General features: G+C 41.7%; 16 protein-coding genes. 8 read left to right on the top strand and 8 right to left on the bottom strand.

Annotated features, from left to right (window positions below; genetic code table 11):
* Positions 1-151: 151 nt before the first annotated feature.
* From pcaF to VLB74_RS09535, 7 genes are all read left to right on the top strand, one after another.
* A complete protein-coding gene (gene pcaF / locus VLB74_RS09565; RefSeq protein WP_325203257.1) occupies positions 152-1,354 on the top strand; it encodes a 3-oxoadipyl-CoA thiolase in 1,203 nt (400 codons plus the stop codon).
* Between the two features lie 247 nt (positions 1,355-1,601).
* Positions 1,602-4,094 (top strand): phenylacetic acid degradation bifunctional protein PaaZ, encoded by a 2,493-nt coding sequence (gene paaZ, locus VLB74_RS09560; protein ID WP_325203230.1) that lies wholly within the window; start codon positions 1,602-1,604, stop codon positions 4,092-4,094.
* 101 nt (positions 4,095-4,195) lie between these two features.
* Complete coding sequence (locus tag VLB74_RS09555) at positions 4,196-4,948, top strand: enoyl-CoA hydratase/isomerase family protein (RefSeq protein WP_325203229.1); 753 nt, start codon at positions 4,196-4,198, stop codon at positions 4,946-4,948.
* A 75-nt stretch (positions 4,949-5,023) separates the two neighbouring features.
* The gene (locus VLB74_RS09550; protein ID WP_325203228.1) at positions 5,024-5,620 is read left to right on the top strand and encodes an acyltransferase; all 597 of its coding nucleotides are present in this window, start codon (positions 5,024-5,026) and stop codon (positions 5,618-5,620) included.
* A gap of 64 nt (positions 5,621-5,684) precedes the next feature.
* The gene (locus VLB74_RS09545; protein ID WP_325203227.1) at positions 5,685-6,974 is read left to right on the top strand and encodes a dihydrolipoamide acetyltransferase family protein; all 1,290 of its coding nucleotides are present in this window, start codon (positions 5,685-5,687) and stop codon (positions 6,972-6,974) included.
* 18 nt (positions 6,975-6,992) lie between these two features.
* Positions 6,993-8,048 carry a branched-chain amino acid aminotransferase gene (locus tag VLB74_RS09540; RefSeq protein ID WP_325203226.1) on the top strand — a complete coding sequence of 352 codons (1,056 nt, stop codon included), beginning with the start codon at positions 6,993-6,995 and terminating at the stop codon, positions 8,046-8,048.
* A 66-nt stretch (positions 8,049-8,114) separates the two neighbouring features.
* Positions 8,115-10,187, top strand: coding sequence for an alpha-ketoacid dehydrogenase subunit alpha/beta (locus tag VLB74_RS09535; protein ID WP_414655593.1), 2,073 nt, complete (start codon positions 8,115-8,117; stop codon positions 10,185-10,187).
* A gap of 54 nt (positions 10,188-10,241) precedes the next feature.
* Here the strand turns inward: VLB74_RS09535 and VLB74_RS09530 are convergent, their stop codons facing one another.
* The 5 genes from VLB74_RS09530 to VLB74_RS09510 form a co-directional block, all read right to left on the bottom strand.
* On the bottom strand, positions 10,242-11,291 hold the full coding sequence (locus VLB74_RS09530) for a DUF6340 family protein (protein WP_325203225.1): 1,050 nt from the start codon (positions 11,289-11,291) through the stop codon (positions 10,242-10,244).
* A gap of 72 nt (positions 11,292-11,363) precedes the next feature.
* Positions 11,364-11,750 carry a group III truncated hemoglobin gene (locus VLB74_RS09525; protein WP_325203224.1) on the bottom strand — a complete coding sequence of 129 codons (387 nt, stop codon included), beginning with the start codon at positions 11,748-11,750 and terminating at the stop codon, positions 11,364-11,366.
* Between the two features lie 94 nt (positions 11,751-11,844).
* Entirely contained in the window at positions 11,845-12,387 is a 543-nt protein-coding gene (locus VLB74_RS09520; RefSeq protein ID WP_325203223.1) for a DUF4136 domain-containing protein, read from the bottom strand.
* Positions 12,388-12,456: 69 nt separating this feature from the next.
* Positions 12,457-14,478, bottom strand: coding sequence for a urocanate hydratase (locus VLB74_RS09515; protein WP_325203222.1), 2,022 nt, complete (start codon positions 14,476-14,478; stop codon positions 12,457-12,459).
* A gap of 249 nt (positions 14,479-14,727) precedes the next feature.
* A complete protein-coding gene (locus VLB74_RS09510) occupies positions 14,728-14,913 on the bottom strand; it encodes a C1orf53 family protein (protein WP_325203221.1) in 186 nt (61 codons plus the stop codon).
* Between the two features lie 28 nt (positions 14,914-14,941).
* On the opposite strand from VLB74_RS09510, the gene VLB74_RS09505 reads away from it, so the two are divergent.
* Positions 14,942-15,268 carry a hypothetical protein gene (locus VLB74_RS09505; protein WP_325203220.1) on the top strand — a complete coding sequence of 109 codons (327 nt, stop codon included), beginning with the start codon at positions 14,942-14,944 and terminating at the stop codon, positions 15,266-15,268.
* Here the strand turns inward: VLB74_RS09505 and VLB74_RS09500 are convergent, their stop codons facing one another.
* The 3 genes from VLB74_RS09500 to VLB74_RS09490 form a co-directional block, all read right to left on the bottom strand.
* Positions 15,269-16,234, bottom strand: a complete 966-nt coding sequence (locus VLB74_RS09500) for a hypothetical protein (protein WP_325203219.1) — start codon at positions 16,232-16,234, stop codon at positions 15,269-15,271.
* Positions 16,235-16,459: 225 nt separating this feature from the next.
* Positions 16,460-18,331: a hypothetical protein gene (locus VLB74_RS09495; protein WP_325203218.1), complete on the bottom strand. Its 1,872-nt coding sequence runs from the start codon at positions 18,329-18,331 to the stop codon at positions 16,460-16,462.
* 152 nt (positions 18,332-18,483) lie between these two features.
* Positions 18,484-24,255 (bottom strand): GEVED domain-containing protein, encoded by a 5,772-nt coding sequence (locus VLB74_RS09490; protein WP_325203217.1) that lies wholly within the window; start codon positions 24,253-24,255, stop codon positions 18,484-18,486.
* Positions 24,256-25,020 lie beyond the last annotated feature (765 nt).

Below are 25,020 nucleotides of genomic sequence, written 5' to 3'. Positions count from 1 at the left end.
GAAACGCAATTCCTGCTTTCCGCGTTATCTCGTTACGAATAACGAGACTCCAATCAGGGCTAAAGAGGAAATGAATTGAATAGAAATAAGAGTTTTAAAAGAACATAAAATATAAATGACGGCGGTTTTATCTGCTGTCTGCAATCTGAAAATGGAAGCATATATCATAGACGGAGTACGTACTCCAATCGGAAGTTATCAGGGGACCCTAGCAGCGGTTCGTCCGGATGATTTAGGGGCTTTGGTAATCAAAGCGGTAACAGAGAAAAATCCAAACATCCCAACAGACGCTTATGACGATGTGATCATGGGATGTGCCAACCAGGCGGGAGAAGACAATCGCAACGTAGCGCGTATGTCATTGCTTTTGGCGGGATTGCCATATACCGTTCCGGGAGAAACCGTAAACCGTTTGTGCAGTTCAGGTCTTTCGGCGATTATCGGTGCAAACCGTGCTATCAAAGCCGGAGACGGACACGTTTTTATTGCGGGTGGAATTGAAAATATGACACGCGGACCTTTAGTGGTGTCGAAACCGTCAGCAGCTTATGGAACCGACAGTAAAATGTACGACAGCAGTTTCGGATGGCGTTTCGTAAACCCGAAAATGCATGCCATGTTTGGTACGGAAGCCATGGGGGAAACCGCTGAAAACCTGGTTGAAAAATATGGTATTTCCAGAGAAGATCAGGACGCTTTTGCCTTGAACAGCCAGCAAAAAGCAGCAGCAGCCCAAAATTCAGGCCGATTGGCAAAAGAAATCGTAACCGTTGAAATCCCGCAGCGAAAAGGAGACCCAATTCAGTTTTCAAAAGATGAGTTCGTGAAACCTTCAACTTCCATGGAAGGTTTGTCAAAACTACGTCCGGCTTTCAAAAAAGACGGAAGCGTAACGGCAGGAAATGCCTCGGGATTGAACGATGGTGCTGCTGCCACGATTATTGCATCGGAAGAAGCGGTTAAGAAATATAACTTAAAACCGCTAGCCCGAATCGTAAGTTCTGCCGTAGTGGGAGTTGAACCAAGAATCATGGGGATCGGACCGGTTGATGCGACCAAAAAGGCTCTTGAAAAAGCAGGTCTTACTTTGGATCGAATCGACATTATAGAACTAAACGAAGCTTTCGCGGCACAAAGTATCGCGTGTATCCGTGAGTTGGGATTAAAGGACAATGATCCGAGAATCAATCCTAACGGAGGCGCTATTGCTATCGGGCATCCACTGGGTGTTACCGGTGCAAGAATCGCATATTCTGCAGCATTGGAATTACAGCTAACCGGAAAACGTTACGCTTTAATTACCATGTGTATCGGAGTAGGACAAGGGTACGCCGTGATTATTGAAAGAGTATAACCCAACAAGTACGCAAGACGTATTTGTAATAGCCCTGATGGGAGTGGAAATCCTGGCGTTGGGAGATTGCATCGCAAGCTCGCAATGACAGATTGTAACGGACAGCAGGAATAGGGATTGCAGATAAAGACCAAACCATTCGCTTCTAACCCTAAAAAGAAATTAGGATTGAAGCTTAAACGATAAATTAAAAACTTTGCGAACCTCGCGAAATTACTTTGCGGGCTTTGCGGTTAAAAATAAAGGTATGAGCAAAATAGAAAATTACATTTTAGGAAATTGGACATCCGGTGCCGGAGAAGGTGTTCCGTTATTTGACTCGGTAACCGGGGAAATAATCGGTAACGCTTCTACACAAGGAATTGATTTTGCCGAAGTGCTTCATTACGGAAGAACCAAAGGAGGCGAAAAACTTCGTAAAATGACCTTCCAGGAGCGTGGAAACATGATAAAAAGTCTGGCATTGTATTTAAACAAACGCAAAGAGCATTTCTACGAAATAAGTTACAGAACCGGAGCGACCCGAGTAGACAGCTGGATTGACATTGAAGGAGGTTTCGGAAACCTGTTTGCCAATGCATCGCTTCGAAAATTGTTTCCAAACCAATCTTATCATGTAGAAGGAGATCCAATCGATTTGTCACGCGGCGGCCGATTCATGGCGCACCACATCCTTGTTCCGAAAAGAGGAGTTGCGGTTCACATCAATGCGTTCAACTTCCCGATTTGGGGAATGTTGGAAAAATGTGCTGTTAACTGGATGGCGGGAGTTCCTGCAGTGGTAAAACCGGCAACGTCGACTTCGTATTTAACGGAAGCTGTTGTTAGAGAAATCATCAAATCCAATATTTTGCCGGAAGGTGCGATTCAGTTAATTTGTGGTTCTGCTCATACATTAATCGACTCGATTGAAAGTCAGGATGTAGTTACTTTTACAGGCTCGGCTTCAACCGGACGTATGTTGAAATCGCATCCGAGAATCATCAGCGAAGCAGTTCCGTTCAATATGGAAGCTGATTCATTAAACGCTTCCATTTTAGGAGAAGATGCGGTTCCGGGTACTCCTGAATTTGATTTGTTCATTAGTCAGGCGAGAAGTGAAATTACCGTGAAGTGCGGACAAAAATGTACGGCTATCCGTCGTATGATTGTTCCTGAAAACTTGGTAGAGGATGTTCAAATCGCCCTTGGAAAAGCCTTGGATAAAGTAACCATCGGAGATCCGAGACTGAAAGAGGTTCGCATGGGCTCATTGGTAAGCAAAGACCAGGTGGAGGAAGTGAAAAACAGGGTGAAAGAAATTGCCAGAACAGCTTCGATTGTTTATGGTGATTTAGATAAATTAGACCTTGTGGGTGCCGATGCTAAAGGAGCTTTTATCAGTCCGATGCTACTTCGTGAAGACAATCCGTTTGAAAATCTTACCGTACACGAAACAGAGGCCTTTGGTCCGGTTTCAACCATAATGCCATATAAAAATTTAGATGAAGCTATTGAACTGGCCCAAATGGGTAAAGGTTCATTGGTTTCCTCTATCGTAACCAATTCCGATGAAATCGCGAAAGAATACGTAATCAATGCGGCTACCCACCACGGAAGAATTCTAGTCTTGAACAGAGAGAATGCAAAACAAAGCACAGGACACGGTTCGCCACTGCCATTATTGGTTCACGGTGGTCCTGGTCGTGCCGGAGGCGGAGAAGAAATGGGAGGTGTACGTGGAATTAAGCATTACATGCAACGTTGCGCCGTTCAGGGTTCACCAACGACACTTACTGAAATTACAGGCATTTATCAGCCAAATTCAAAATACAAAGAGACACCGCAGCATCCGTTCCAATATCACTGGGAGGATATTCAGCCGGGCATGTCGCTTAAAACACATAAACGCACGGTTACCGATACCGATATCATCAATTTTGCCAATTTAACGTGGGATCATTTCTATGCGCACACCGATATCACTTCATTGAAAGGAAGTATTTTCGAGAAACGTACGGCGCACGGTTATTTCATCCTGGCAGCTGCGGCGGGATTGTTCGTATATCCGAACAAAGGACCGGTAGCGGCAAATTACGGGTTGGAAGAGTGTAGATTCGTTCGTCCGATTTACCACAACGATACCATCTACGTTCGTTTAACGTGCAAACAGAAAATCGAGCGCGACAGTGTTGGAAAAGAATTGCCTTGCGGAATCGTGAAATGGTTCGTGGAAGTGTTTGATCAGAACGACGAATTAGTGGCTATTGCTACGATTCTGACGATGGTTCAGAAGAAATCTCCGTTCGTACAGATCAACAGAAGCAACATTGAAAGCTACTTGGCAAAATTAACCGAAAACGCTACGGCGAAGTGGGGAATGATGAAGCCACAGCATATGGTGGAGCATCTTGAAAAATCCTTGAGAATTGCCTCGGGTGAAATTCAGGATTTCGAAATTTCCACTCCAGCAGAACATTTGGCTAAAGTTAACGAAATGGTGTTCAACCATAAACCGATGCCGAAGGATTTCAAACATCCGTTGATGGAAAAAGAAAACACAGAGGTTTTGGTTCACGCTGATTTAGCAACCGCGAAACAAAAATTCATTGAAGCTTACGATGCTTTTGAATTGTATTTCAAAGAAAATCCGGAAGCAACAACGAAAAACGCCGTATTCGGAATCTTGGATAAATTCGAATGGGATTTGATGAATGTGAAGCATTTTAATCACCATTTTGAACAATTCGGAATTTTGTAATAGGTCACAGATTGTCACGGATTAAACGGATTAACACAAAAGAATCCGTGAAAATCTGCTTAATCCGCGTCATCTGCGTGCCATTTTAATGAAAAAATATTATGACAGAAGCATACGTAAAACACGACATACAAAACGGAATAGCAACAATAGAGTTTTTCCACCCCGAACAAAATTCATTGCCGGGAACCATTTTAGCACAGTTAGCTGAAACCATTACCACTGTTGGGAATAAAGAAGAGGTAAAAGTAATTATCTTAAAAAGTGGTGGTGACAGAACCTTCTGTGCCGGAGCCAGCTTTAAAGAATTAATCACCATCAACGACGACCAAACCGGGAAAGTATTTTTCTCTGGTTTTGCCAACGTAATCAACGCCATGCGCAAATGCCCAAAATTCATCATCGGAAGAATTCAGGGTAAAACTGTTGGAGGTGGAGTTGGTATCGCTGCTTCAACCGACTATTGTATGGCGACTCAATTCGCAGCTATAAAACTAAGCGAACTGAATGTAGGTATCGGTCCGTTTGTGGTGAGCCCGGCTATCGAAAGAAAAATGGGAGTTTCGGCTATGTCGCAAATCGCTATCGATGCGAATACTTTCTATGAAGCTTCATGGGCAAAAGAGAAAGGTTTATATGCTAACGTATTTGAAAGTATTGAGGTAATGGATGAAGCAGTTCAGAAGTTTGCAGAACACCTGTGCACTTACAATCCGGAAGCGATGCTGGAAATGAAGAAAATATTCTGGAGAGGTACAGATGATTGGGATACGTTATTAGCTGAAAGAGCAGCCATCAGCGGAAGATTGGTGTTGTCAGATTTTACGAAAGAAACACTGAAGAAGTTTAAATAATAGTTTGCAGTTTACAGTCGCAGTTTACAGTGTAGCTGAGATTGAGACTGAAAACTGAGACTGAAAACTATAAATATGGTCTACGAATTCAAAGGTTTTATACCGGTTGTTCACGAAAGCAGTTTTATCCATCCGCAAGCCGCGGTTACGGGTAACGTGATTATTGGGAAAAATGTATATGTGGGTCCGGGAGCTGCCATCCGTGGTGACTGGGGCGAGATTATAATCGAAGACGGTTGTAATATACAGGAAAACTGTACGATTCACATGTTTCCGGGCAAAAGCATGGTCTTGAAAGCCGGAGCGCATATTGGTCACGGAGCCATTATTCACGGAGCCAATATCGGAGCCAACTGTCTGGTTGGTATGAATGCCGTAATCATGGATAACGTGGAATTGGGCGACGAATGCATCGTGGGGGCTTTGTCGTTTATCAAAGCCGATATGAAGATTCCTAACCGAAAAATGGTTGTTGGAAATCCCGCAACTATTATTAAAGACGTGAGCGATGAAATGATTGAATGGAAAACCAAAGGAACGGCTTTGTACCAACAATTGCCTAAAGAGTGTTACGAGACTTTACGAGCCGTAGAACCTTTGCGCGAAATTCCTGCGAATCGTCCGACTCAAGAAGAGTTTTATAAAACATTAAATGAATTTAAAAAGAAGTAAACAGTACCCAGTCGCAGTTAACAGTAACTGTGCGACTGAAAACTGTGACTGAAAACTATAAAAAATGTCAATAGTAGAGTTCAAAATGCCCAAAATGGGTGAGAGTATTTCGGAGGCGACAATCATCAACTGGCTGAAAAATGTCGGAGATACGGTTGAAGCCGAAGAAACCCTGCTGGAAGTGGCTACCGATAAAGTAGATAGCGAAGTTCCGGCACCTTGTTCGGGTGTTATAACCGAAATCCGTTATCAAAAGGACGATGTGGTGGCTGTTGGCGAAGTACTTGCGCTAATCGCATCGGACGGGGCATCGGAAGTGAAAACCCAAAAGACGGAAGCAGTAAAAGTAAATGCACCGAAGCCATCGGTTTCTCAAACTGAAAGCGCTCCAAAACCGGTACAATTAAAAAGCAATCCGGACGCATTTTTGTCTCCGCTAATCATCAGCATTGCACAGAAAGAAAACCTGTCATTGGAAGAAGTGCAAAGCATTCCGGGTTCGGGTGCAGAAGGAAGAATCCAGAAAAGCGATGTCTTCAACTATCTGAAAACGAGAAAATATCCGCTTCAGCGTAACCCGCAATTTGCAGCTCCAACTACGCCGGCTTCTACCTATCCGAAACCGGTAATCAATTTTGTGGAGGGCAAAGACCGTATTGTGGAAATGGACCGCATGCGTAAGATGATTGCCGACCACATGGTGTATTCGAAACAGACGTCGCCTCACGTAACTTCATATATCGAAGTCGATGTGACGAATCTGGTGAACTGGAGAAATGAAATGAAAGACAAATTCCAGGAAAAATACAACGAGAAGTTGACCTTCACGCCGATTTTCGTGGATGCAGTAGCGAAAGCGATTCAGGATTTTCCAATGATCAATGTTTCGGTAGACGAGAAAAAAATCATCGTTCACAATGATATCAATATCGGAATGGCTACAGCGCTGCCGACAGGAAACCTTATTGTTCCGGTGGTGAGAAATGCTAATGAGAAGAGCTTATCTGAATTGGCGTCGTCCGTAAATCATTTAGCGGAAAGTGCACGTAACAACAAACTGAAACCAGATGAGGTTGGGGGAAGTACATTCACGATTTCCAACGTTGGAACCTTCGGAAGTTTAATGGGAACACCGATCATCAACCAGCCTGAAGTGGCTATTTTGGCGCTTGGAATCATCAAAAAACGTCCGGAAGTAATTACGACTCCAAAAGGAGATGAAATTGCCATCCGAAGCATGATGTACTTATCGCTCTCGTTTGACCATCGTGTGGTAGATGGTTTTCTGGGAGGTTCGTTCCTGCGAAGGGTAGGCGATTATTTAGAAAAATTTGACAGCAACACAGCAATATAATCTTAAGAAAAACAGACTATGTCTTACAATATAAAAATCAATCAAGTTCAGTCCTCAAGAGTAAGCGAGGTTGATATCAACAATATCGCGATGGGGAATGCTTTTACCGATCACATGTTTATCTGTGATTACGAAAACGGAGCATGGATCAATCCGAGAATCGAGCCTTTAACAGCGATTCCAACACATCCTGCGGCTATGGCTTTGCATTACGGTCAGGCTATTTTCGAAGGTATGAAAGCGACTTTAGGTAACGATAATGTGCCTTTGTTGTTCCGCCCGATGGAAAATGCAAAACGTTTGAATTTCAGTGCGGATCGTATGGGTATGCCTTCTTTTCCTGAAGATTTATTCGTGGAATCATTGCAGAAATTGGTAGCCCTTGAAAAAAACTGGATACCATCCGATGAAGGAGCTGCTTTGTACCTGCGTCCGTTCATGTATGCGGATGAAGCGTTCATCGGAATGCGTGCAGCTACGAGATATAAGTTCATCGTTATAGCATCGCCCGCAGGTCCGTTTTTCAGCAAGCCAATCAGATTGTATGCAGAAACAAAATACATCCGTGCAGCCATTGGAGGTACAGGTGAAGCAAAAGCAGCCGGAAATTATGCTGGAGCTATCCGTCCGACGGAATTGGCCAAAGCAAGAGGATACGATCAGGTACTTTGGCTGGATGCCAACGAATTCGAATACATCCAGGAAGTGGGAACGATGAATGTGTTTTTCAAAATAGGCGGAAAGTTCATTACTCCGGATTTAAGCGGTTCTATTTTGGCCGGAATCACGAGGATGTCGGTAATCGATTTGCTTCGTGATAAAGGTTTCGAAGTAACAGAAAGACCGATAAAAATTTCGGAAATCATCGAAGCATCACAAAACGGTACGTTGGAAGAAGCATTCGGTGCTGGGACAGCGGTTGGAATTGCCATGATTGAAGAAATCGGCTATAAAGAGATGAAAATAACCTTGCCAAAAGAAAATCCGGTTTCTCACGATGTAAATGATACCTTGAACGCGATTAAAACACAAAAAGTAGCCGATAAGTTCGGATGGCTTGTACCGGCGGTTTAATAACCTGCCTTAATAAATAATGCCGGGCCTTCCGATAATTTTACGGGGCTCTTTAAGAAAGAAATAATGAATACGATAGATATGCCAGTACTTGTAGATAGATCAATCCTTAAAAAAGCGTTTTCAACAATGGCGGCCGCCAAGGCAATGGCCACTTTGTATGAAGATAATTTTAAAGTGGTTTCTAAATATGTTCACGCGACTTCCCGCGGTCATGAAGCGATTCAGATTGCGGTAGGGATGCAATTGTTGCCGCAGGATTATGCTTTTCCTTATTACAGGGATGATGCGATGATGTTGGGAATCGGAATGCAGCCTTACGATATGATGTTGCAGCTGATGGCAAAGAAAGACGACCCGTTTTCGGGAGGAAGAACTTATTACTGTCACCCAAGTTTGCGTGATGCGGACAAGCCGAAAATTCCGCATCAGTCTTCAGCGACCGGAATGCAGGCGATTCCGGCAACAGGAGCAGCGATGGGATTCTGGTATAAAGAAAATGTTAGTCTTGACGATACTACTGTAAGTGAAAAACCGGTTGTGGTTTGCTCACTTGGAGATGCATCGGTAACCGAAGGTGAAATTGCAGAAGCCTTCCAGATGGCAGCGTTAAAGCAATTGCCTATTCTATATTTGGTTCAGGATAACGGATGGGATATTTCAGCGAATGCGGCAGAAACCCGTTCGCAAAATGCCTTTGAATATGCAAAAGGGTTCCACGGGCTTGAAGCAATTACAATTGACGGAGCTAATTTCACGGAAAGTTACTTGGCGATTCAAAAAGTACTGAAAACGATACGTGAAGAGCGCCGACCGTTTTTGGTTCATGCTAAAGTTCCATTGTTGAACCACCATACATCGGGCGTTCGAATGGAATGGTACCGTGATGATTTGGAAGAAGCACATTCCAGAGATCCGTATCCAGTTTTATTGAAACAACTGATTGATGCCGAATTTACTTTGGATGAAATCGCAGAAATCGAACATGCAGCGACAGAGCAAGTAAAAAGAGATTACGAAAGAGCCTTAAAAGCTGAAGATCCGAAGCCGGAAGATTTGTTTACTCATGATTTTGCTCCGACACCTATTACAGAAGAGGCAGGTGAAAGAAATCCGGAGCGCGAAGACAAAGTAGTGATGGTAGATTGTGCTTTGTTTGCGGTTGAAGAACTGATGCGAAAACATAAAGAATGTCTGCTGTACGGACAGGATGTTGGTGGGCGATTGGGAGGCGTTTTCCGGGAAGCAGCGACATTAGCGCAGAAGTTCGGAGACGAGCGTGTATTTAATACCCCAATTCAGGAAGCGTTCATTGTTGGTTCTACCGTGGGGATGTCGGCCGTTGGTTTAAAACCGATTGTTGAGGTTCAGTTTGCTGATTACATTTGGCCGGGATTGAACCAGTTGTTTACCGAAGTGAGCCGCTCGTGCTACCTGTCCAACGGAAAATGGCCGGTAAGCATGATTTTACGTGTGCCGATTGGTGCTTACGGAAGCGGTGGCCCTTACCATTCTTCTTCGGTGGAAAGTGTATTGGCAAACATACGCGGGATTAAAATCGCTTACCCAAGTAACGGAGCCGATTTGAAAGGATTATTGAAAGCAGCTTATTACGACCCGAATCCGGTAGTAATTTTAGAACACAAAGGTTTGTACTGGTCAAAAGTGAAAGGAACCGATGAAGCGCGTACGAATGAGCCAAGCGAGGATTATGTTTTACCTTTCGGAAAAGCGAATGTCGTTCAGGAGATTTGGGAGCAGGAAACCAAAGAAACGATTTCGGTAATCACTTACGGAATGGGAGTACACTGGGCCTTAAACGCTTCTTCAAAAATCAAAGATCAGGTGGAAATCATCGATTTGAGAACAATCAATCCGTTGGATGAAGAAACGATTCTGAAATCGGTTAAAAAGACCAAAAAATGTCTTGTGGTTACAGAAGAATCCATCAATAATTCCTTTGCAAGAAGTTTGGCCGGAATGATTCAGGAGAAATGTTTCAAATATCTCGATGCGCCGGTGATGACGATTGGTTCGGAAAATATGCCAGCCATTCCTTTAAACAGCACTTTGGAGCAGACCATGATTCCTTCTGCCGAAAAAGTAAAAGCGAAGATAGAAGAGCTGTTAGCGTACTAATACTTTTCAACATAGATAAAAAAAGAACCGTAGTATTTGCTACGGTTCTTTTTTTTAGTGGTTTTCGGCTACCAGTTGTTCTTTTTTGGCAATTCGGTCTTTCAGGATGTTGAGGTAACGTAAAGCGAGTTTATCTCCATAATCACTATAGGATTTCGAAGCCCAATTTACCGCTTCATCCAGATTTCCGTTGATTTCATTGATGATGGCCATGTTGTAGCAGGCTCTTCCGGCAATGGTCGGATCGGGATTGTTGACTTCCTTCGCCCAAAGTTCGGCCGCACGGTCCCAGTTTCCAGTTTGGGCACGACGCATTCCGATTTCAAAATTAGGAGTCCCTTTTACGTAGTAATCACGGGAAACCCTGATTTTATAAGGCAATGTTTTTAAAGCATAATCGACTCCCAAACGGTTGCTGATTTTTAAAACATTTTGTTTTCTTCCCATCACGGCCTCGGCTGCCTTTACCGGATTGATTCCTCTTCCGGAGGAGTTAATCACATTGTTGGAGGCTATTTCATCTAAAATCTCCCTGTTTTTTACATCGTAAATGCGCCAGCCGTTTTTAATCATCGTGGCAATATCTATCTGATGTTCAATCATCGGGATTTTAACGCCCACCACGTTTGCTTTTTCCACCGTAGCGGTTTTGTAATCCACTTTGGCGTCGGTATCATAAAAAGAGAGTTCAAAAAGGTAGTCCACCTGATTTTTTTGGGCAATTTTTTCCACGTCTTCCCATTGGAGGGCGGCTGGAAAGACGCCAAGGCCTACGCTTTTCAGATTGGCATCATCTATCAGTTTTACGGTAGCAAAACCGTTGTTTTTAGTCAGTTCGTTTTGAAGTCCTAAAACCGATTCGGTAGCGCCGTCTTTATCTAAATCTTTTCCTTCCACCGACAGGATCTTGTCGATGACATCGATGGGTTCGTTTTGTTTGTTGGGTAAGCTTCGGTTAATGATGCCTACTGATTTGCCTTGAGAAGGAATATATATAGGCGCGGGTTCCGTAACGCTTAACGTTAGGAGATTGGTTGAACTGCACGAAAACAAAAAACCTGAAAGCAGTACGCCCAATGCAATTTTAGAGTAGTTTTTCATCATGATTTGCAATTAGTTAGATTGGGTTTTAAAATAAACTAACTGCAAAATAGTTAAAAAAAGAATGTGAAATACTTATGTAAGCGGTTTTTGATTGGCGTTTCGGAAATACTCAATTTTATAGTTGAACATTTCAGCCATTTTCCCGGCGCGCCACTTGGCTTCATCGGCTATGGGGCCCGCAAATTGCTCGTCGATGTTTTGCGTGAAAATAGTCATCCATCGGTCGAAATGTTCTTTTTGGATTGGAAGTCGGGCATGAGGGGGAAACGGGCTGCCAGAGTAGGCGTGAACATCCAACAAAACCGTTTGCCAGAATCCGTACATTTTTTCAAGATGCACCTGCCAACGATCTTGGATTTGTTCATTGAAAATAGGTCCGATAAACTCATCCTGTCTTACTTTGTCGTAAAAAGAATTGACCATTTGTTTGATATCGTCGAGGTTTTGAATGTCTTGCATCGCGCTTTAATTTTAGCAAAAATACAGTTATTGTGTATTTTTTGACATGATAATTATTAGGATTATGGAAAAGGAAAAAAGTAGCCGGTTATGACTACTTTTTATCTTTTTTATCCTTTTTAACTTCCGGAGGGAACTGTATTAGGATTCTGTTGACAAATTCGTTGATTCGTTGTTCTTTTTCGCTCATTTTCTCAGCTAAAACACCAGCGCCAACTCCTTGCCAAACCAGTTCTTTTTTCTTTGCGTCGATCAGATCGATATACAGTGTGCCTTCTGTTGTGGTATAGGCATAGGGATAACCATAATATGGATACCATCCCCAGCCATAACCCCAATAACCATAGTAGCTGCTTACATTAACGTAATCCATTTCTTTGGTGAAAAAGTTTACCATTAAATCGGGGGTCTCGCTTTTTGTATAGCCTTTTGCCAGCATTTCATTGTCAATGGCATTGAGAATCCTTTTCTTGTCCAAATCAGAAATCTCCACTTTGGCAATGCCGTCTTTCAGAAAGTTATAGGTCTTATACTGACTAAAATCCGTGGCTTTGTCATAATCGGCGTCTACTTGTATCGGACTACAGGCTCCTACTGTGATAAGCAGCAAAAGCAAAAATATTTTAAACGTTTTCATAGTAGTACAATTTCAGGTTTAAAAACATTAGTTTTAAATCTCCCTCCTTGTACTGCCTGAAATTTAAAACTACTCGTTTAACAACGCATCATCCACTAAATTCGGAATAGTGACTTTCAATAGAGGCTGCGTTTCCATTGCGCGTTTTATTGCGAAAACGGCACCTTCATTTCTTGCCCAGCTTCTTCGGGAAATTCCATTGTTAACATCCCAGAAAAGCATTGATTCTAAACGTCTTGAGGCATCTTTACTACCATCAAGAACCATACCAAATCCACCGTTGACAACTTCTCCCCAGCCAACACCACCACCATTGTGGATAGATACCCAAGTGGCGCCGCGGAAACTGTCACCAATTACGTTTTGAAAGGCCATGTCAGATGTGAAACGGGAACCGTCATATATGTTTGACGTTTCTCTGTATGGAGAATCGGTTCCGGAAACATCGTGATGATCACGGCCTAAAACCACATAACCTATTTCGCCGCGTGCAATAGCCTGGTTGAAAGCTTCTGCAATTTTGGTTCTTCCCTCTGCATCGGCATATAAGATACGGGCTTGTGAACCAACAACTAATTTGTTTTCCTGTGCGCCTTTGATCCATTGGATGTTATCGGCCATTTGCTGTTGGATTTCGGAAGGTGAGTTTTTCATCATTTCTTCCAATACGTCACAGGCAATTTTGTCAGTTTTTGCCAAGTCTTCAGGATTTCCAGAGGCACAAACCCATCGGAACGGACCGAAACCGTAGTCAAAACACATCGGGCCCATTATGTCCTGAACATAAGATGGGTATTTAAATTCTCTTCCTAATGTTGGATTTTCTGCCATTACATCAGCTCCGGCGCGGGAAGCCTCCAATAAGAAAGCGTTTCCATAGTCGAAGAAATAAGTTCCTTTGGATGTATGTTTGTTGATGGCAGCAGCATGTTGGCGTAATGTTTTCTGAACTTCGATTTTGAATTGATCCGGATTGTTGGCCATCATTTCATTGGATTCCTCAAAGGTAAAACCGGTAGGGTAGTAGCCGCCAGCCCAAGGGTTGTGTAATGAAGTTTGATCTGAACCTAAATCGATATGAATGTTTTCAGTGTCAAATTTTTCCCAAACGTCAACTACGTTACCCAAATAGGCAATAGAAACAACTTCTTTGTTTTCTAATGCTTTGCGAACGCGAATTACTAATTCGTTAATGTTCTCAATAACTTCATGAATCCATCCTTGTTCGTGACGGATTTTGGTGATTTTAGGGTTGACTTCAGCACAAACGGTAACACATCCTGCAATGGTTCCTGCTTTTGGTTGAGCACCACTCATTCCGCCTAAACCTGAAGTAACAAATAAATTTCCGGTTGGATTTTTCTTTATTTTTCGGAATCCGTTCAAAACGGTGATTGTAGTTCCGTGAACGATTCCCTGCGGACCGATGTACATGTAACTTCCGGCAGTCATTTGTCCGTATTGCGTTACGCCAAGCGCGTTGAATTTCTCCCAATCGTCCGGTCTGGAGTAGTTCGGGATCATCATTCCGTTGGTAACTACGACTCTTGGTGCATCCTTGTGTGATGGGAATAATCCCATTGGGTGTCCGGAATACATGACCAAAGTTTGCTCATCAGTCATTTCGGACAAGTATTTCATGGTCAGAAGATATTGAGCCCAGTTGCTGAAAACCGCTCCGTTTCCACCATAGGTAATCAGTTCGTGCGGGTGTTGTGCTACGGCATAATCCAGGTTATTCTGGATCATTAACATGATTGCTTTTGCCTGTTCGCTTTTTCCGGGATATTCTGAAATCGGACGGGCATACATTCTGTAATCCGGACGTAGTCGGTACATGTAAATCCGGCCGTATTTTTCTAATTCTTCCTTGAATTCCGGGATTAGTTCGGCGTGATGTTTTGGTTCGAAGTAACGAAGCGCGTTGCGAAGCGCTAATTTCTTTTCTTCTTCCGATAATATTTCTTTACGCTTTGGCGCGTGATTGATATTGGTTTGCTCTGCCGGTTCGGCGTTTCGCCTCGTGTCGTATGGTTTTGGTTGTGGTAAAACCGATGGAATTCCTTGTGTTATTTGTTCCTGAAAAGTCATGGTGTTTTGTTATTCGTTTATGTCGCTATTAATGAGTTAGTCTTTTCTCTTTCTTCTTTAATCTTTTCTCAATAAGGACTAGGGATAGCGAATGTCCGACCGATGGTAGGACTTGTAAATTTTGATTCGGTAATTTTGTAAATGGATGTCCATTTTATATCGTTGTCTTGTTTGTTGTCGTGACGCGTTAGGGATAGCAGCAAAGTACCATGTACTTGCGTATAGCCCGACCCGTAGGGGAACGCCCAACTATTTGTTTTTCTTATTGATTTCCCCTGTTTTTTTATCGAACCCGTAAGGGCAGTGGCGGCATCCGCTTTTGCAGCAGTACCCGCGTTTCAGGTGGTATTTTTCCGTGAAACATTTGTAGCCTTCCGGTGTGTAATAAAAATCTTCCCCCTCTTTTAAATTATTTGGGTCAATTTGGTTATTCATAAGGGCAAATTTAGGAACTTTACCGTTAATGATAATACTTGTAATCAAAAAATTAACGCCAAGAGGTTTCCGTGGAATCACCCTTTTTCCTTTTATTCTCCTGACACATAAAGAAGACAGGGAGGATAAGGTGATTATTAACCATGAAATGATTCATATCCGGCAGCAGTTGGAGTTGCTGATTATTCCTTTTTTTCTTTGGTATGGCATTGAATTTCTGTTTCGGTTGGTACAATTTAAAAACCGACATTTGGCCTATCGGAATATAAGTTTCGAAAAGGAAGCTTATGTTAATGAAAAAGACCTTTATTATTTGAAACAAAGGTCTTTTTGGAGTTTTTTGAAATATGTCTGATTATTTACGCCATTTTATGAATAAGGTAACTACAGGGTTGGTAGATTCACCGCCAGCGGCAACAGTGAATACTTTTAAAAAATCATTGGCATCAAAATCAATATTAAGAGTGTTGTTATTATAAGAGAGGGCGGTTAAATTGAATGAAAATAGGTCAGTTGATGCTGAATTTTTCCTTACAACAAACCCTTTACTTGCATCACCGCCACTCTGAAGCGCCGTTATTGCAATGATTGTTCCGGCATATGGCATCTTGAATCCGGTATTAGCTTGATTTTGTACACTAGCACAATCTAAATATGCACCCTTTAGATTTCCGTCGTGTCCCCATGCAAAAGTTATAGTTTCCGAACTCAACCATTTGGTTCTGGTTACATCATAGATATAAAGAGAATTGTCGATGACGGCTATTTGACCACCTGCAGTCCCTGTTGGAGCGGTCGTTCGCGGGACTATTTCCAAAGGTGGTGTGGTGCCTGTTGAAGCGTCAATTTCCAGTTTCGCAGTGGAATTGTTTGTATTAATACCTACGTTTCCATTGGTACCGGAGATATTTAAGCGATCTGTGTTTCCTGTTTTTACTCTCAAGTCCTGGGCATCAGTCGTTCCGATAAAGTTGGTGCCCGCCGTTGTTCCTGTATTTCCTGTTAAGGACCAACCCCCGTTTTTTTCCGTAAGTATGGCTATCCATGAACTGCCGTCCCAATAGTAATAACCGGGATTTACTCCGTTTGCTCCTCCTACTGTGGCGGTATTGTACACTAATTCTGAAACTGTAGGCGTTGTTACCGGTGCTGCTACATTATTGGCGGTAAGAGTAACACGAGGGATTAATAAACCGTCACTATTGGAAGTAACGTCCAGCGCTCCGGATGGTGTGGTTGTTCCTATTCCAACCTGCGCTGATGCAATATGAATCTGGAACAGTATTAATACTGTTGCGAAAAAGAATATTATTCGTTTCATATCTTCTGTTTTTTTAATTAGTGAAAAACTTTTGAGATACAAACGCTTTTTTGGGTTTTTGGAAAAGTAAATTTATGCCATTTTTTGCGGACTCTTTCTTTTCCGCTTAAAAAATAGTTAAACGGTAATTTGTTATCGATAATCGTTGTTTTTTTGATTTTTGAAATAAAAAGACCCTGCAATTTATGGCAGGGTCTTTCTGGAAATTAATGAAATATATTTGATTTATTTTTTCTTAGGAGCTTCTTTTTTTTGATTTTTGATATATCCTTCAGGGATTCTTTCGAATTTCACGTTTTGACCATCAAAATAAACTGGCGTGCCTTCTTTTCCAGATCCGTCATTATTCATTACGCCATCCATATTTTTATCGAAATCATTCGCTAAAATAGTTTTTGAAATTTCCACACCATTTTCGAAACCTTTTTTTGTTCCTATAGCAACCCAATTGAAATTTGCATTGCTAGTGCCTTTCATGTTTTCCTTTACGTAGAATCCTTCTTTGGTAACATTACTGATAAATACGCCGTTGGTTTCTCCAGTAGGTGTAATTGTGATGTTAATTGGTTCTTTGTCCGAAACAATGTTTTTGAAAGCTTCTTTAAAAGAAATGAAGGCTTCACCATTATTTAATTTTCCAATACCTCTTGTAGTTACATCCACTTCAGTTGACGATGGAAAATATGTTGCTGTTCTTTCGGTATTGTTGCTTTCGGTTAGCTGGACGATAGGTTGGTTTACAATCGTATTTCCCTGTACATACATCCCGAATTCTTCCCCTTTTGACATCATACCGTATTGGTTTCCTTTTACGAACCCGCCCATAAAACCACCATTGATTCCCAAACCTACGTGATTGTTCGGTTCGTTGAAAGTTCCTTTGTTTCCGGTGTTTCCTGCTGCGACGCTTCCAATTGTGCCCCCGCCGTAAACACTATAGAGGATTCCTGACAATCCGCGGTAACCTAACATTCCTATATTTCCTGAACCACCAAACCCTAGAACTCCGCCAGTTCCATCCGGTATTGTTCCGCCTACTGTAAGTATGTCTCCAACAACTCCAAACATATAGGCATTTGTACTTGCCGATGCGACTCTGGAACCAATATTTCCATAAACACCACTTACAACACCTGTACCTATTCCGTTATAAGACCCTCCTTGAAGTCCACCTCCGGTAACGATGTTGTTGTTTTCTCCTAATATACCTGTGGCCTTCCAGTTTCCTGCAGTACTTTCATCAATGATTCCATGGTTTCCAATGGGAATGCCGAGAGCAGAACCATCAGCTTGTCCTAAAATTCCTTCTCCGGTTTGTACAAAGGGTGATATCGACCCCGCTTGAGTAAGTCCGACAACTCCGTAACCAGAGCTGTTAGAATAGCCTAAAACTCCCATTCCTCCAGCATCAGAATATCCTGCGATGGCTCTTTTTCCGGTAGCACTTGGATAGCCGGTAATGTTGCTGTACGAAGAAGCGGATGTGTGGACAGAGAATTTATCTCTTGCATCTTCGCCCGATGCTTTTCCGATTACTGCCTGTCCTTCAATTCGCAATCCATTTGTCGGAGCTGCATTTGATGGGGCGTATGTTGCTCCTATGGTGGCATTGCTCGCTACGGATAAACTACTTGCAGGAGTTGTAGTGCCAAAACCGGTATTTCCGGTGCTTAAAACTCTGAAACGCTCTGTTCCGTTTGTTTTCCCGACGAAATCAACTGCGTCTGTAGTTCCGATAAAGTTTGTTCCGGCAACTGTTGCTGAATTACCTGTTGTTGTCCAGTTAGAATTGTTTCCTGAGGCAAGTCTGATCCAAAGCGAACTAGCGCCGTTCCAATAATAAAAACCAGGAGTTACCTGATTTGGCCCTGCTGCGGAAGTATTTGTGTTGTATACTAATTCAGAGGTTGTTGGGGTGGTAACTGTTGCGATATTTGTTGCTGATAACGAGATTCTTGGAATTAAGAGTCCATCAGTAGTTGATGTTACATCTAATGCTCCATTTGGTGTAGTTGTTCCAACGCCTACTTGGGCAGAGATTGTACTTGGTACCGCAGATAGTGTTAGAATTAACAATAGTTTTTTTAGATTCTTCATTTTTTTAACAAGTTTTTGGGTTATTTTAGTGGCGGTACAAAAATAAATGTTTTTATAACATATGCAATGTCAATTGTTAAAAAAATACAAAAACTTTTCAGTATAAAAAAAGCCCTGATAAACAGGGCCTTTTCTATTGTTGGGGGACAATTCTAATAGTTTACCTTTTTGGTAACCGTTGTATTATTCTCAAGTATAACCTTAACAACTAAAGTTGAATTTGTAGGAGATAAGGTTGCTGCTGTAAATTGATTTGAATTAACCTGTTTTTGGTTTACCAGCAGGCGTCCCAATATGTCGTAAATGACAACTTCTTTAATTGATTCTATCGTAGAATTAACTTTAAGTTTTTCATCCGTATAAATTACGACTGAATTTTCAAGAACCGAATTGTCTTGTGTGCCTAAATTGTTTTCAGTATAGCGAAGTACGAATCGATTGTCGAAGGTTCCTGCTGCTGATGTAAAGTCGTATCGGGCAAGTTTTAAGTCATGGATTATGTTTAACTCCCTGTCTTCAAGATAAATGGTCTGATTTTCGAATTCATCATCCAAATGGTCAATACCAATGGAGTAATTACCTTGAGCAGTAGCCTTAAATCCTAGTGGTACTATATCAGTATCGGTAAATGGCCATGGACGTCCCTGAATGGTTAGTTGTTTGTTGGCTCCTAAAGAGTAGAATTTAACTGCATTTCCGGCCAATGCTTCACCGTCAAAACCTCTGTCCCATGATAAACTGGCACCTTCTGCATAACCGACAAGAATCTGACTGAAACCGCCGTTGTTGTTCGATAAGTTTAACCAAAGTCGCTGTTTGTTGAATCCGTTGGTGTCAAAATTGTTATTTGGATTCTCCGAACGATAGAAATTATTGTTGTTGTTGGTTACACGCATGCTATTGTTGAACGTTACATTTTGGGTCGTGCCATTCGCCATAGCATCATCAGCACTGACAAAGAAGGATTGTCCCGATGCAATATAACGAGTAGGGGCAGTTCCTCCGGTAGTCGCTGTAGCTGTTGAACCCATATAATTCACTGTAGCATAGTCACTAACCGTATAATTAGCTGCGTAATTTCCGTAAAAAGGATCTACTTCCGAAGTACTTGGTAACGTGTTGTGGGTCCATAAATAAACAGTACCATCGATAATAGGTGTGTTTGCTGCCAAGTTTAAGAAAGAGACAACGTCAATAGCTGATGGATATGGGTTACCGATAAGATTCCATTCGTCATCGGCATCTAAAATAACTGTTGTATTCCCTGGAACAGTACTTCCCATATTGAAATTGGTTCCTTTTTTAATTGGCATCAGAATGTTACCGTTGTTCGGAGTACCTGTAAAATTAACAGTATAAGTTTGTTTTGTTCCTGATGAAGGGAATGTGCTTGGAGCTCGTGCAATAATACCGTAAGTTGGATCCATGGCTGTTGTTGTTGCAACTTGTGTCCAGGTTCCGTTTCCATTGGCAACCGTTGGTGTATAGCGGTAAATGTAATTCGTTCCTGAAGTTAAATTTCCGACAGGGAAATTGGATGCAACGGTTACAGGTGAGTTCCAATACGAGTAATCCAGATTATACATCGGTGAAGATGTTCTCTTAATATGAGCAGTTCCGGTGTTTGTAACATTGTTAGTTTGTACTAAACTTGCATCGTCTTCTAAAATTAAGTCGCCACCCGCGCTAATGTTTATTGCGTTTACAATGGAAAGGTTGTTGTTAGGATTTACCGTTAAAAGACCACCATTGTTGATTATTAAACTGTATCCTAAACCAACGTATCCTGAACCGCTTATTATAGGGTCGTTTGTTACGTTAGGGATAACAATACAATCAGTTGCAGTTGGTACGCCTGATGGTGTCCAGTTGTTGGCCTTTGCCCAATCCGAGTCAATAGAACCATTCCAAACTTTATTACCGGAAATAGTTACTGTAGTTGTTTCTGTTTCTTTTAGTGTGCTACCATTGCACAAAGTGTAAGTTACTTCAGCAGTATAGGTAGTTGTTGCTGTCGGACAAACATTAATAGTGTTTGTGGTTCCCACTACAGGTCCACTTGTTCCTGAACCTTCATACCACTTTATTGTAGTGATAGATGTTCCCGACGGAACAAATCTCCAGGCTTCGTTGGTTGTAGACCAATCGGTGTCCAGTCCATTTCTTCCTGGTGCTGCAGTTGCTATTGTGCCTGAGGCATCTTGAAGCCCTATTATCGCATTTCCGTCATTCCAGGTAGAACAGGTGTCTTTTCTCTGAACGTATACTTCTATGACGTTGGTGTTTTCGTAAAGTACCATCATTCCGGTATATAACATGGAATTACAAGCTGCTGAAAACATAGGGATATCTTTCCAAGAAGCTACTAAAGCCCTGCATCCTGAATTTAAAGTAATCAATTCCCAGCCAACTTCTCCTCCTTTGCTTGGATCAATGTCTTGGTAGACACCGAAAATAGTGTTTTTGAACAGTGATGTGTTAGGAAGACCGTTGGCAAAACTCCAGTTCGAAAATCCTCCTGACGTGTTGCCGGTCAGGTCGAACGACAGTACCCCGTTAGAACCGATTAAACACTGGTTGTAGTTTGATCCGTAGAAGCAAAAGTTGAAAGGAAGGTTGATAACAGGCGACCAAATGTCATCTGTATTAACACTTACCGGGTTAGCCAAACATCCATACTGATATGGAGGAGCATAAGCTATGCTTTGCGCCGTATAACTTGTTGTTTGTCCTAATTGTAAATAGGTTGCTTCCAAATCCACACAGTTTGAAGCTGATGTACAGGTAACTGTTGCCGGATCTGCACCGCTTAATCCTAAACCGCCTGATACAACGGATGGACATCCTAAAGAGGATGTGCCTAAGCCATTTCCGATGGCACAGTTAGGAACATAGAAAGTTATTGGTCCTACCCAAGCACCCTGACCTAATGCGCCACCACAATTTGAACGCACCCAAATGTAGTAGGTTGCTCCTGATGTTAATCCTGTAAGGTTTGCTGTTGTTACGCCAGCTATAGTAGTTCCTGAAGGAGTTGTGCCACTTGTTGGTGCAGTATTGCTTGTTGAATAATAATATTGATAACCATTTGCAGGTGCTGGGACTGCTGCTGTCCAGTTCACTGTTGCGGTAGTTAATGAAGTTACAGTTACCGTTATAGCGGAAGGGTTACCTGAACAAGGAAGTGGGCCTAAACAACTTATTCTGTAGTCTTCTGTTTCGCCATAATCGTGACTGCCACATGCAGGAGGAGGGTTGTTTAAATAGGCATTTCGGATTCTCATTCTGTAATTACCTACCGGAGTGCCGGCAGGAATGGTAACGGATCCTATCGAGGCAGGTGAATTTAAGTATCCGGTCGTTAGAACGCTTTCTCCACTATCTGAAAAATCACCGTCGTTATTCCAGTCAACCCATACTGTGTATCCATAAGTGCTGGATGGATGAGTTGCTGTAATACTGAAACTTAATCCAGCATTTTGTGATACATATTGCGTTGCTGTATAGTCGATATAACCACCAGGACTAAAATTGGTACCAGTGTTTGAGATATTGGCAACACCTCCAGTGGTTGTAATACCGCTAATGTAATAGGATGTGCTGTAGCTGTTGTTTGCAATACAGTAATAAAACGGTACTACGGCATTGCCAGTCGCTGGTGATGTTGTAAGGTACAATGGCCCGCCAGTACAAACGGCGTTATTTGAGAAAATAAAGAAATAATAAGTCACACCTCCGGTTAATCCTGTCAATGAGAAGGTCGTATTGTTGTCTGTATCAGCAACTATATTGCCTGCGCCTATTGTTCCTCCAATAGTATATGTTGTTCCGTTTACCGGTGAAGGCGCTACTCCAGTTGTATTGTAAATTACTAAATAGTTTGTTGGAGCAGGACTTGCAGCAGTAAATGAACCGTTGATTGAACCGCTTGCAGGTTGTGTTAGTATCAAGGCACTTGGTTGAGATGTTGGGGTTGTACATGCGGTACTGGCTATTACTCTGAAAGTATAGTCTTCGGTTTCACCGCTTGAAATTACACCACAAGAGGTTGGATCAGTAGATAAGTAATTGGCAACTACTCTCATTCTGTGATTTCCTATAGGCGCTGTACCGGGAACTGTAATTGTTCCGGTGGCGGAAGTTACATAAGCGCCTGATGCATATACTTTTTCTCCGGCATCATTAAAATCTAAATCGTCATTCCAGTCTACCCAAATATTGATTCCGTAAGTATTTGTTCCATTAAAAGTCGCGATAGAGAAGTTTACACTTGCAAACTGTTGTTGTGTAACCGTTTGTGCTGTGAAATTCCCATAGCCTGTTGCAGAATAACCAGATCCGTTATTGGTTATATTGGTAGATCCCAATGTTGTGGAGAAGTTGGTTATATAGTATGTTGAACTTGTTGAGGTAGAAGCGCAATAAAAAACCGGGGTTGTTGCATTTCCTGTTAACGGCGATGTTGTTAAGTATAATGGGCCTCCTGCACAACTATTGTTGTTGTAAGAATATATGAAGAAATAGTAAGTGATGTTCCCGCTTAATCCGGTAACGGAGAAAGTGGTGTTTGCATCGATGTCTGCAACTGTTCCTCCTGTAATTGCTCCACCAACAGCGTATGTTGTTCCGTTTGCAACTGTAGGCGGTGTTCCTGTAGTATTGTAAACAACTAAATAGTTAGATGGTGCTGGAGATGCAGCAGTAAATGAACCGTTTATTGTTCCGTTGGAGGGTTGTGTTAAAACCAAAGATGTAGGTTGTGCTGTTGGAGTTGTACATAATGTACGTGTTGAAGCACAAATACCGAAAGTTCCATTATTGTCATTACTATATTCCCATACGCGAATGTAAATAGTAGTTCCTGGGGTTAATCCTGTAACTGTTGCGCTGGACATAGCACCATTAACACTACTGTCGTCATCACAAGCGATTTGAGTCAAAGTTCCGCAAGCGCCTGTGTAAATTGCAATTCCGCTATCTAAAATTACACCTGTTTGTGTATCTATTGTTACTTCTCCAGAAGCAGGTACTACCGCTGAAAACCATACGTCACCTCCTGAATAACTTGCGCAACTTGGAGCAGGGGCTCCAGAACTGGCTGTAGCACCTGCGTTTGTATAGGTAGTATAGGAACAACTCGTATTAACAGTTAAAGCAATAGCTCCTGAACAATTATCATTCGTTGGAGCAGCTGGTGGAGTGGTGGCACAGATTCCGAAAGTTCCGTTGTTGTCGTTACCATATTCCCACACTCTGACCCATATGGTTGCTCCCGGAGTTAAGCCGGTTCGGGTTATCGATGACATGTTTCCGTTTGCGCTATCATCATCATCGCATTCCAAAAGGGTTAATGAGCCACAAGAGCCTGTATACCATGCCATACCGCTGTCTGTCATTACTCCTGTTTGTGTGTCTACAGTCACTGTGCCTCCTGCGGGCACTACGAATTTGAACCATACGTCGCCACCTGAATAAGAGGCACAGCCCGGTGCGGGTACTCCAGAGCTGGCAGTAGCGCTTGCGTTCGTATAGGTAGTGTAGGAACAGCTGGCGTTGACAGTTAAAGCAATTGCTCCTGAACAGTCATCATTTGGAGGTGTCGGGGGTGTAATACGATCATTGTTAGGTTTTTTGTCAGTCCTGTTTCTAACAGATGATGCTTTGTGTCCATTAGTAGGAAATGTTTTGTCACCATCTGAAATGGTTTTGCCTTTAGATACGATGTTGATTGATGAAAGCGTAGTTGCGGCATAATTAGTTTCCTTTGAAAAGCTAAAAAAACTTAACAATAAAAAAATAGTGGAAAAAACTATAGATTTCTCCAGTTTGTTTTTTGAATGAGAAGATTCGCAACAAGCGGAGTTTTCAAATACAGAACAGTTCGTCTGTTTGAATAATCGGTTAGTAGAGTAATTTTGTTTCACAATTTTTATGTTTTTTTCATTGTTGGTTAGGGAAGAATGAATATTGTTAACCTTATAAAATAACATAATTATAGATAAAACGATAAAAATGTCCGATTAAATGTTAACTTATTGTAAAAATGACGAAAAAAAATTACAAAAACAGCCTCTAATTGTTAAATTAACTAAATTGTTTAAAAATGTTATATTTATGATATTTTGTTAAAATATTGAATAATTTGTTTTTTTTTAAGAATGATAGAAAAGGCTTAAAAAAATGATTCGAGGATAGTTTTGCGGAGGAAAGATTATGGTATGATTGAATGATGATTGAAAATATTTCTCGGTTTTTAAACCTGCGCCAACGGACAGTTTGTTCTTTATTATGCGCTCCATTTAAATTTAACAGACCCAAAATTTTCTTTTTATATAAGATTTTGTGAAATCGTAGTAAAACGTTACTAAAGAAGCTGCTTAAGAAAGGGCATTATTCCCTGGACAATAATAGACTCCTAAAAACCTTAAAAATATCCTTTTGTTCAAAGCGTGATTATTTTGAAGAAGATTGAAAAAAGATATATTTCCACGCAATATCCTTGATTGGTCAATAGCGACAAAATTTATTATTTACTAAATGCAAAAGTGAAGTTTCGAAAACATACTTGTTGGATGCATTGTCAGTGATTGCACATCAAAAAAGAGATAGGATTTGAATGAGATTGATGTTTTGAAGATGAAACAGAGTCGGTTGAAGGTTGGTTACATTCTGTTGAATTTGTTGAGAAA

The sequence above is a fragment of the Flavobacterium sp. genome (assembly GCF_035456225.1).
GTDB lineage: Bacteria > Bacteroidota > Bacteroidia > Flavobacteriales > Flavobacteriaceae > Flavobacterium.
The sequence above is the reverse complement of the archived record's forward strand: the minus strand, read 5'-3'. Positions and strand labels throughout refer to the sequence as shown.

What these genes read in the sequence shown, in the direction of transcription:
- pcaF (WP_325203257.1), top strand. Translation starts at nt 152, where the DNA reads ATGGAAGCATATATCATAGACGGAGTACGTACTCCAATCGGAAGTTAT.
- paaZ (WP_325203230.1), top strand. Translation starts at nt 1,602, where the DNA reads ATGAGCAAAATAGAAAATTACATTTTAGGAAATTGGACATCCGGTGCC.
- VLB74_RS09555 (WP_325203229.1), top strand. Translation starts at nt 4,196, where the DNA reads ATGACAGAAGCATACGTAAAACACGACATACAAAACGGAATAGCAACA.
- VLB74_RS09550 (WP_325203228.1), top strand. Translation starts at nt 5,024, where the DNA reads ATGGTCTACGAATTCAAAGGTTTTATACCGGTTGTTCACGAAAGCAGT.
- VLB74_RS09545 (WP_325203227.1), top strand. Translation starts at nt 5,685, where the DNA reads ATGTCAATAGTAGAGTTCAAAATGCCCAAAATGGGTGAGAGTATTTCG.
- VLB74_RS09540 (WP_325203226.1), top strand. Translation starts at nt 6,993, where the DNA reads ATGTCTTACAATATAAAAATCAATCAAGTTCAGTCCTCAAGAGTAAGC.
- VLB74_RS09535 (WP_414655593.1), top strand. Translation starts at nt 8,115, where the DNA reads ATGAATACGATAGATATGCCAGTACTTGTAGATAGATCAATCCTTAAA.
- VLB74_RS09530 (WP_325203225.1), bottom strand. Translation starts at nt 11,291, where the DNA reads ATGATGAAAAACTACTCTAAAATTGCATTGGGCGTACTGCTTTCAGGT.
- VLB74_RS09525 (WP_325203224.1), bottom strand. Translation starts at nt 11,750, where the DNA reads ATGCAAGACATTCAAAACCTCGACGATATCAAACAAATGGTCAATTCT.
- VLB74_RS09520 (WP_325203223.1), bottom strand. Translation starts at nt 12,387, where the DNA reads ATGAAAACGTTTAAAATATTTTTGCTTTTGCTGCTTATCACAGTAGGA.
- VLB74_RS09515 (WP_325203222.1), bottom strand. Translation starts at nt 14,478, where the DNA reads ATGACTTTTCAGGAACAAATAACACAAGGAATTCCATCGGTTTTACCA.
- VLB74_RS09510 (WP_325203221.1), bottom strand. Translation starts at nt 14,913, where the DNA reads ATGAATAACCAAATTGACCCAAATAATTTAAAAGAGGGGGAAGATTTT.
- VLB74_RS09505 (WP_325203220.1), top strand. Translation starts at nt 14,942, where the DNA reads ATGATAATACTTGTAATCAAAAAATTAACGCCAAGAGGTTTCCGTGGA.
- VLB74_RS09500 (WP_325203219.1), bottom strand. Translation starts at nt 16,234, where the DNA reads ATGAAACGAATAATATTCTTTTTCGCAACAGTATTAATACTGTTCCAG.
- VLB74_RS09495 (WP_325203218.1), bottom strand. Translation starts at nt 18,331, where the DNA reads ATGAAGAATCTAAAAAAACTATTGTTAATTCTAACACTATCTGCGGTA.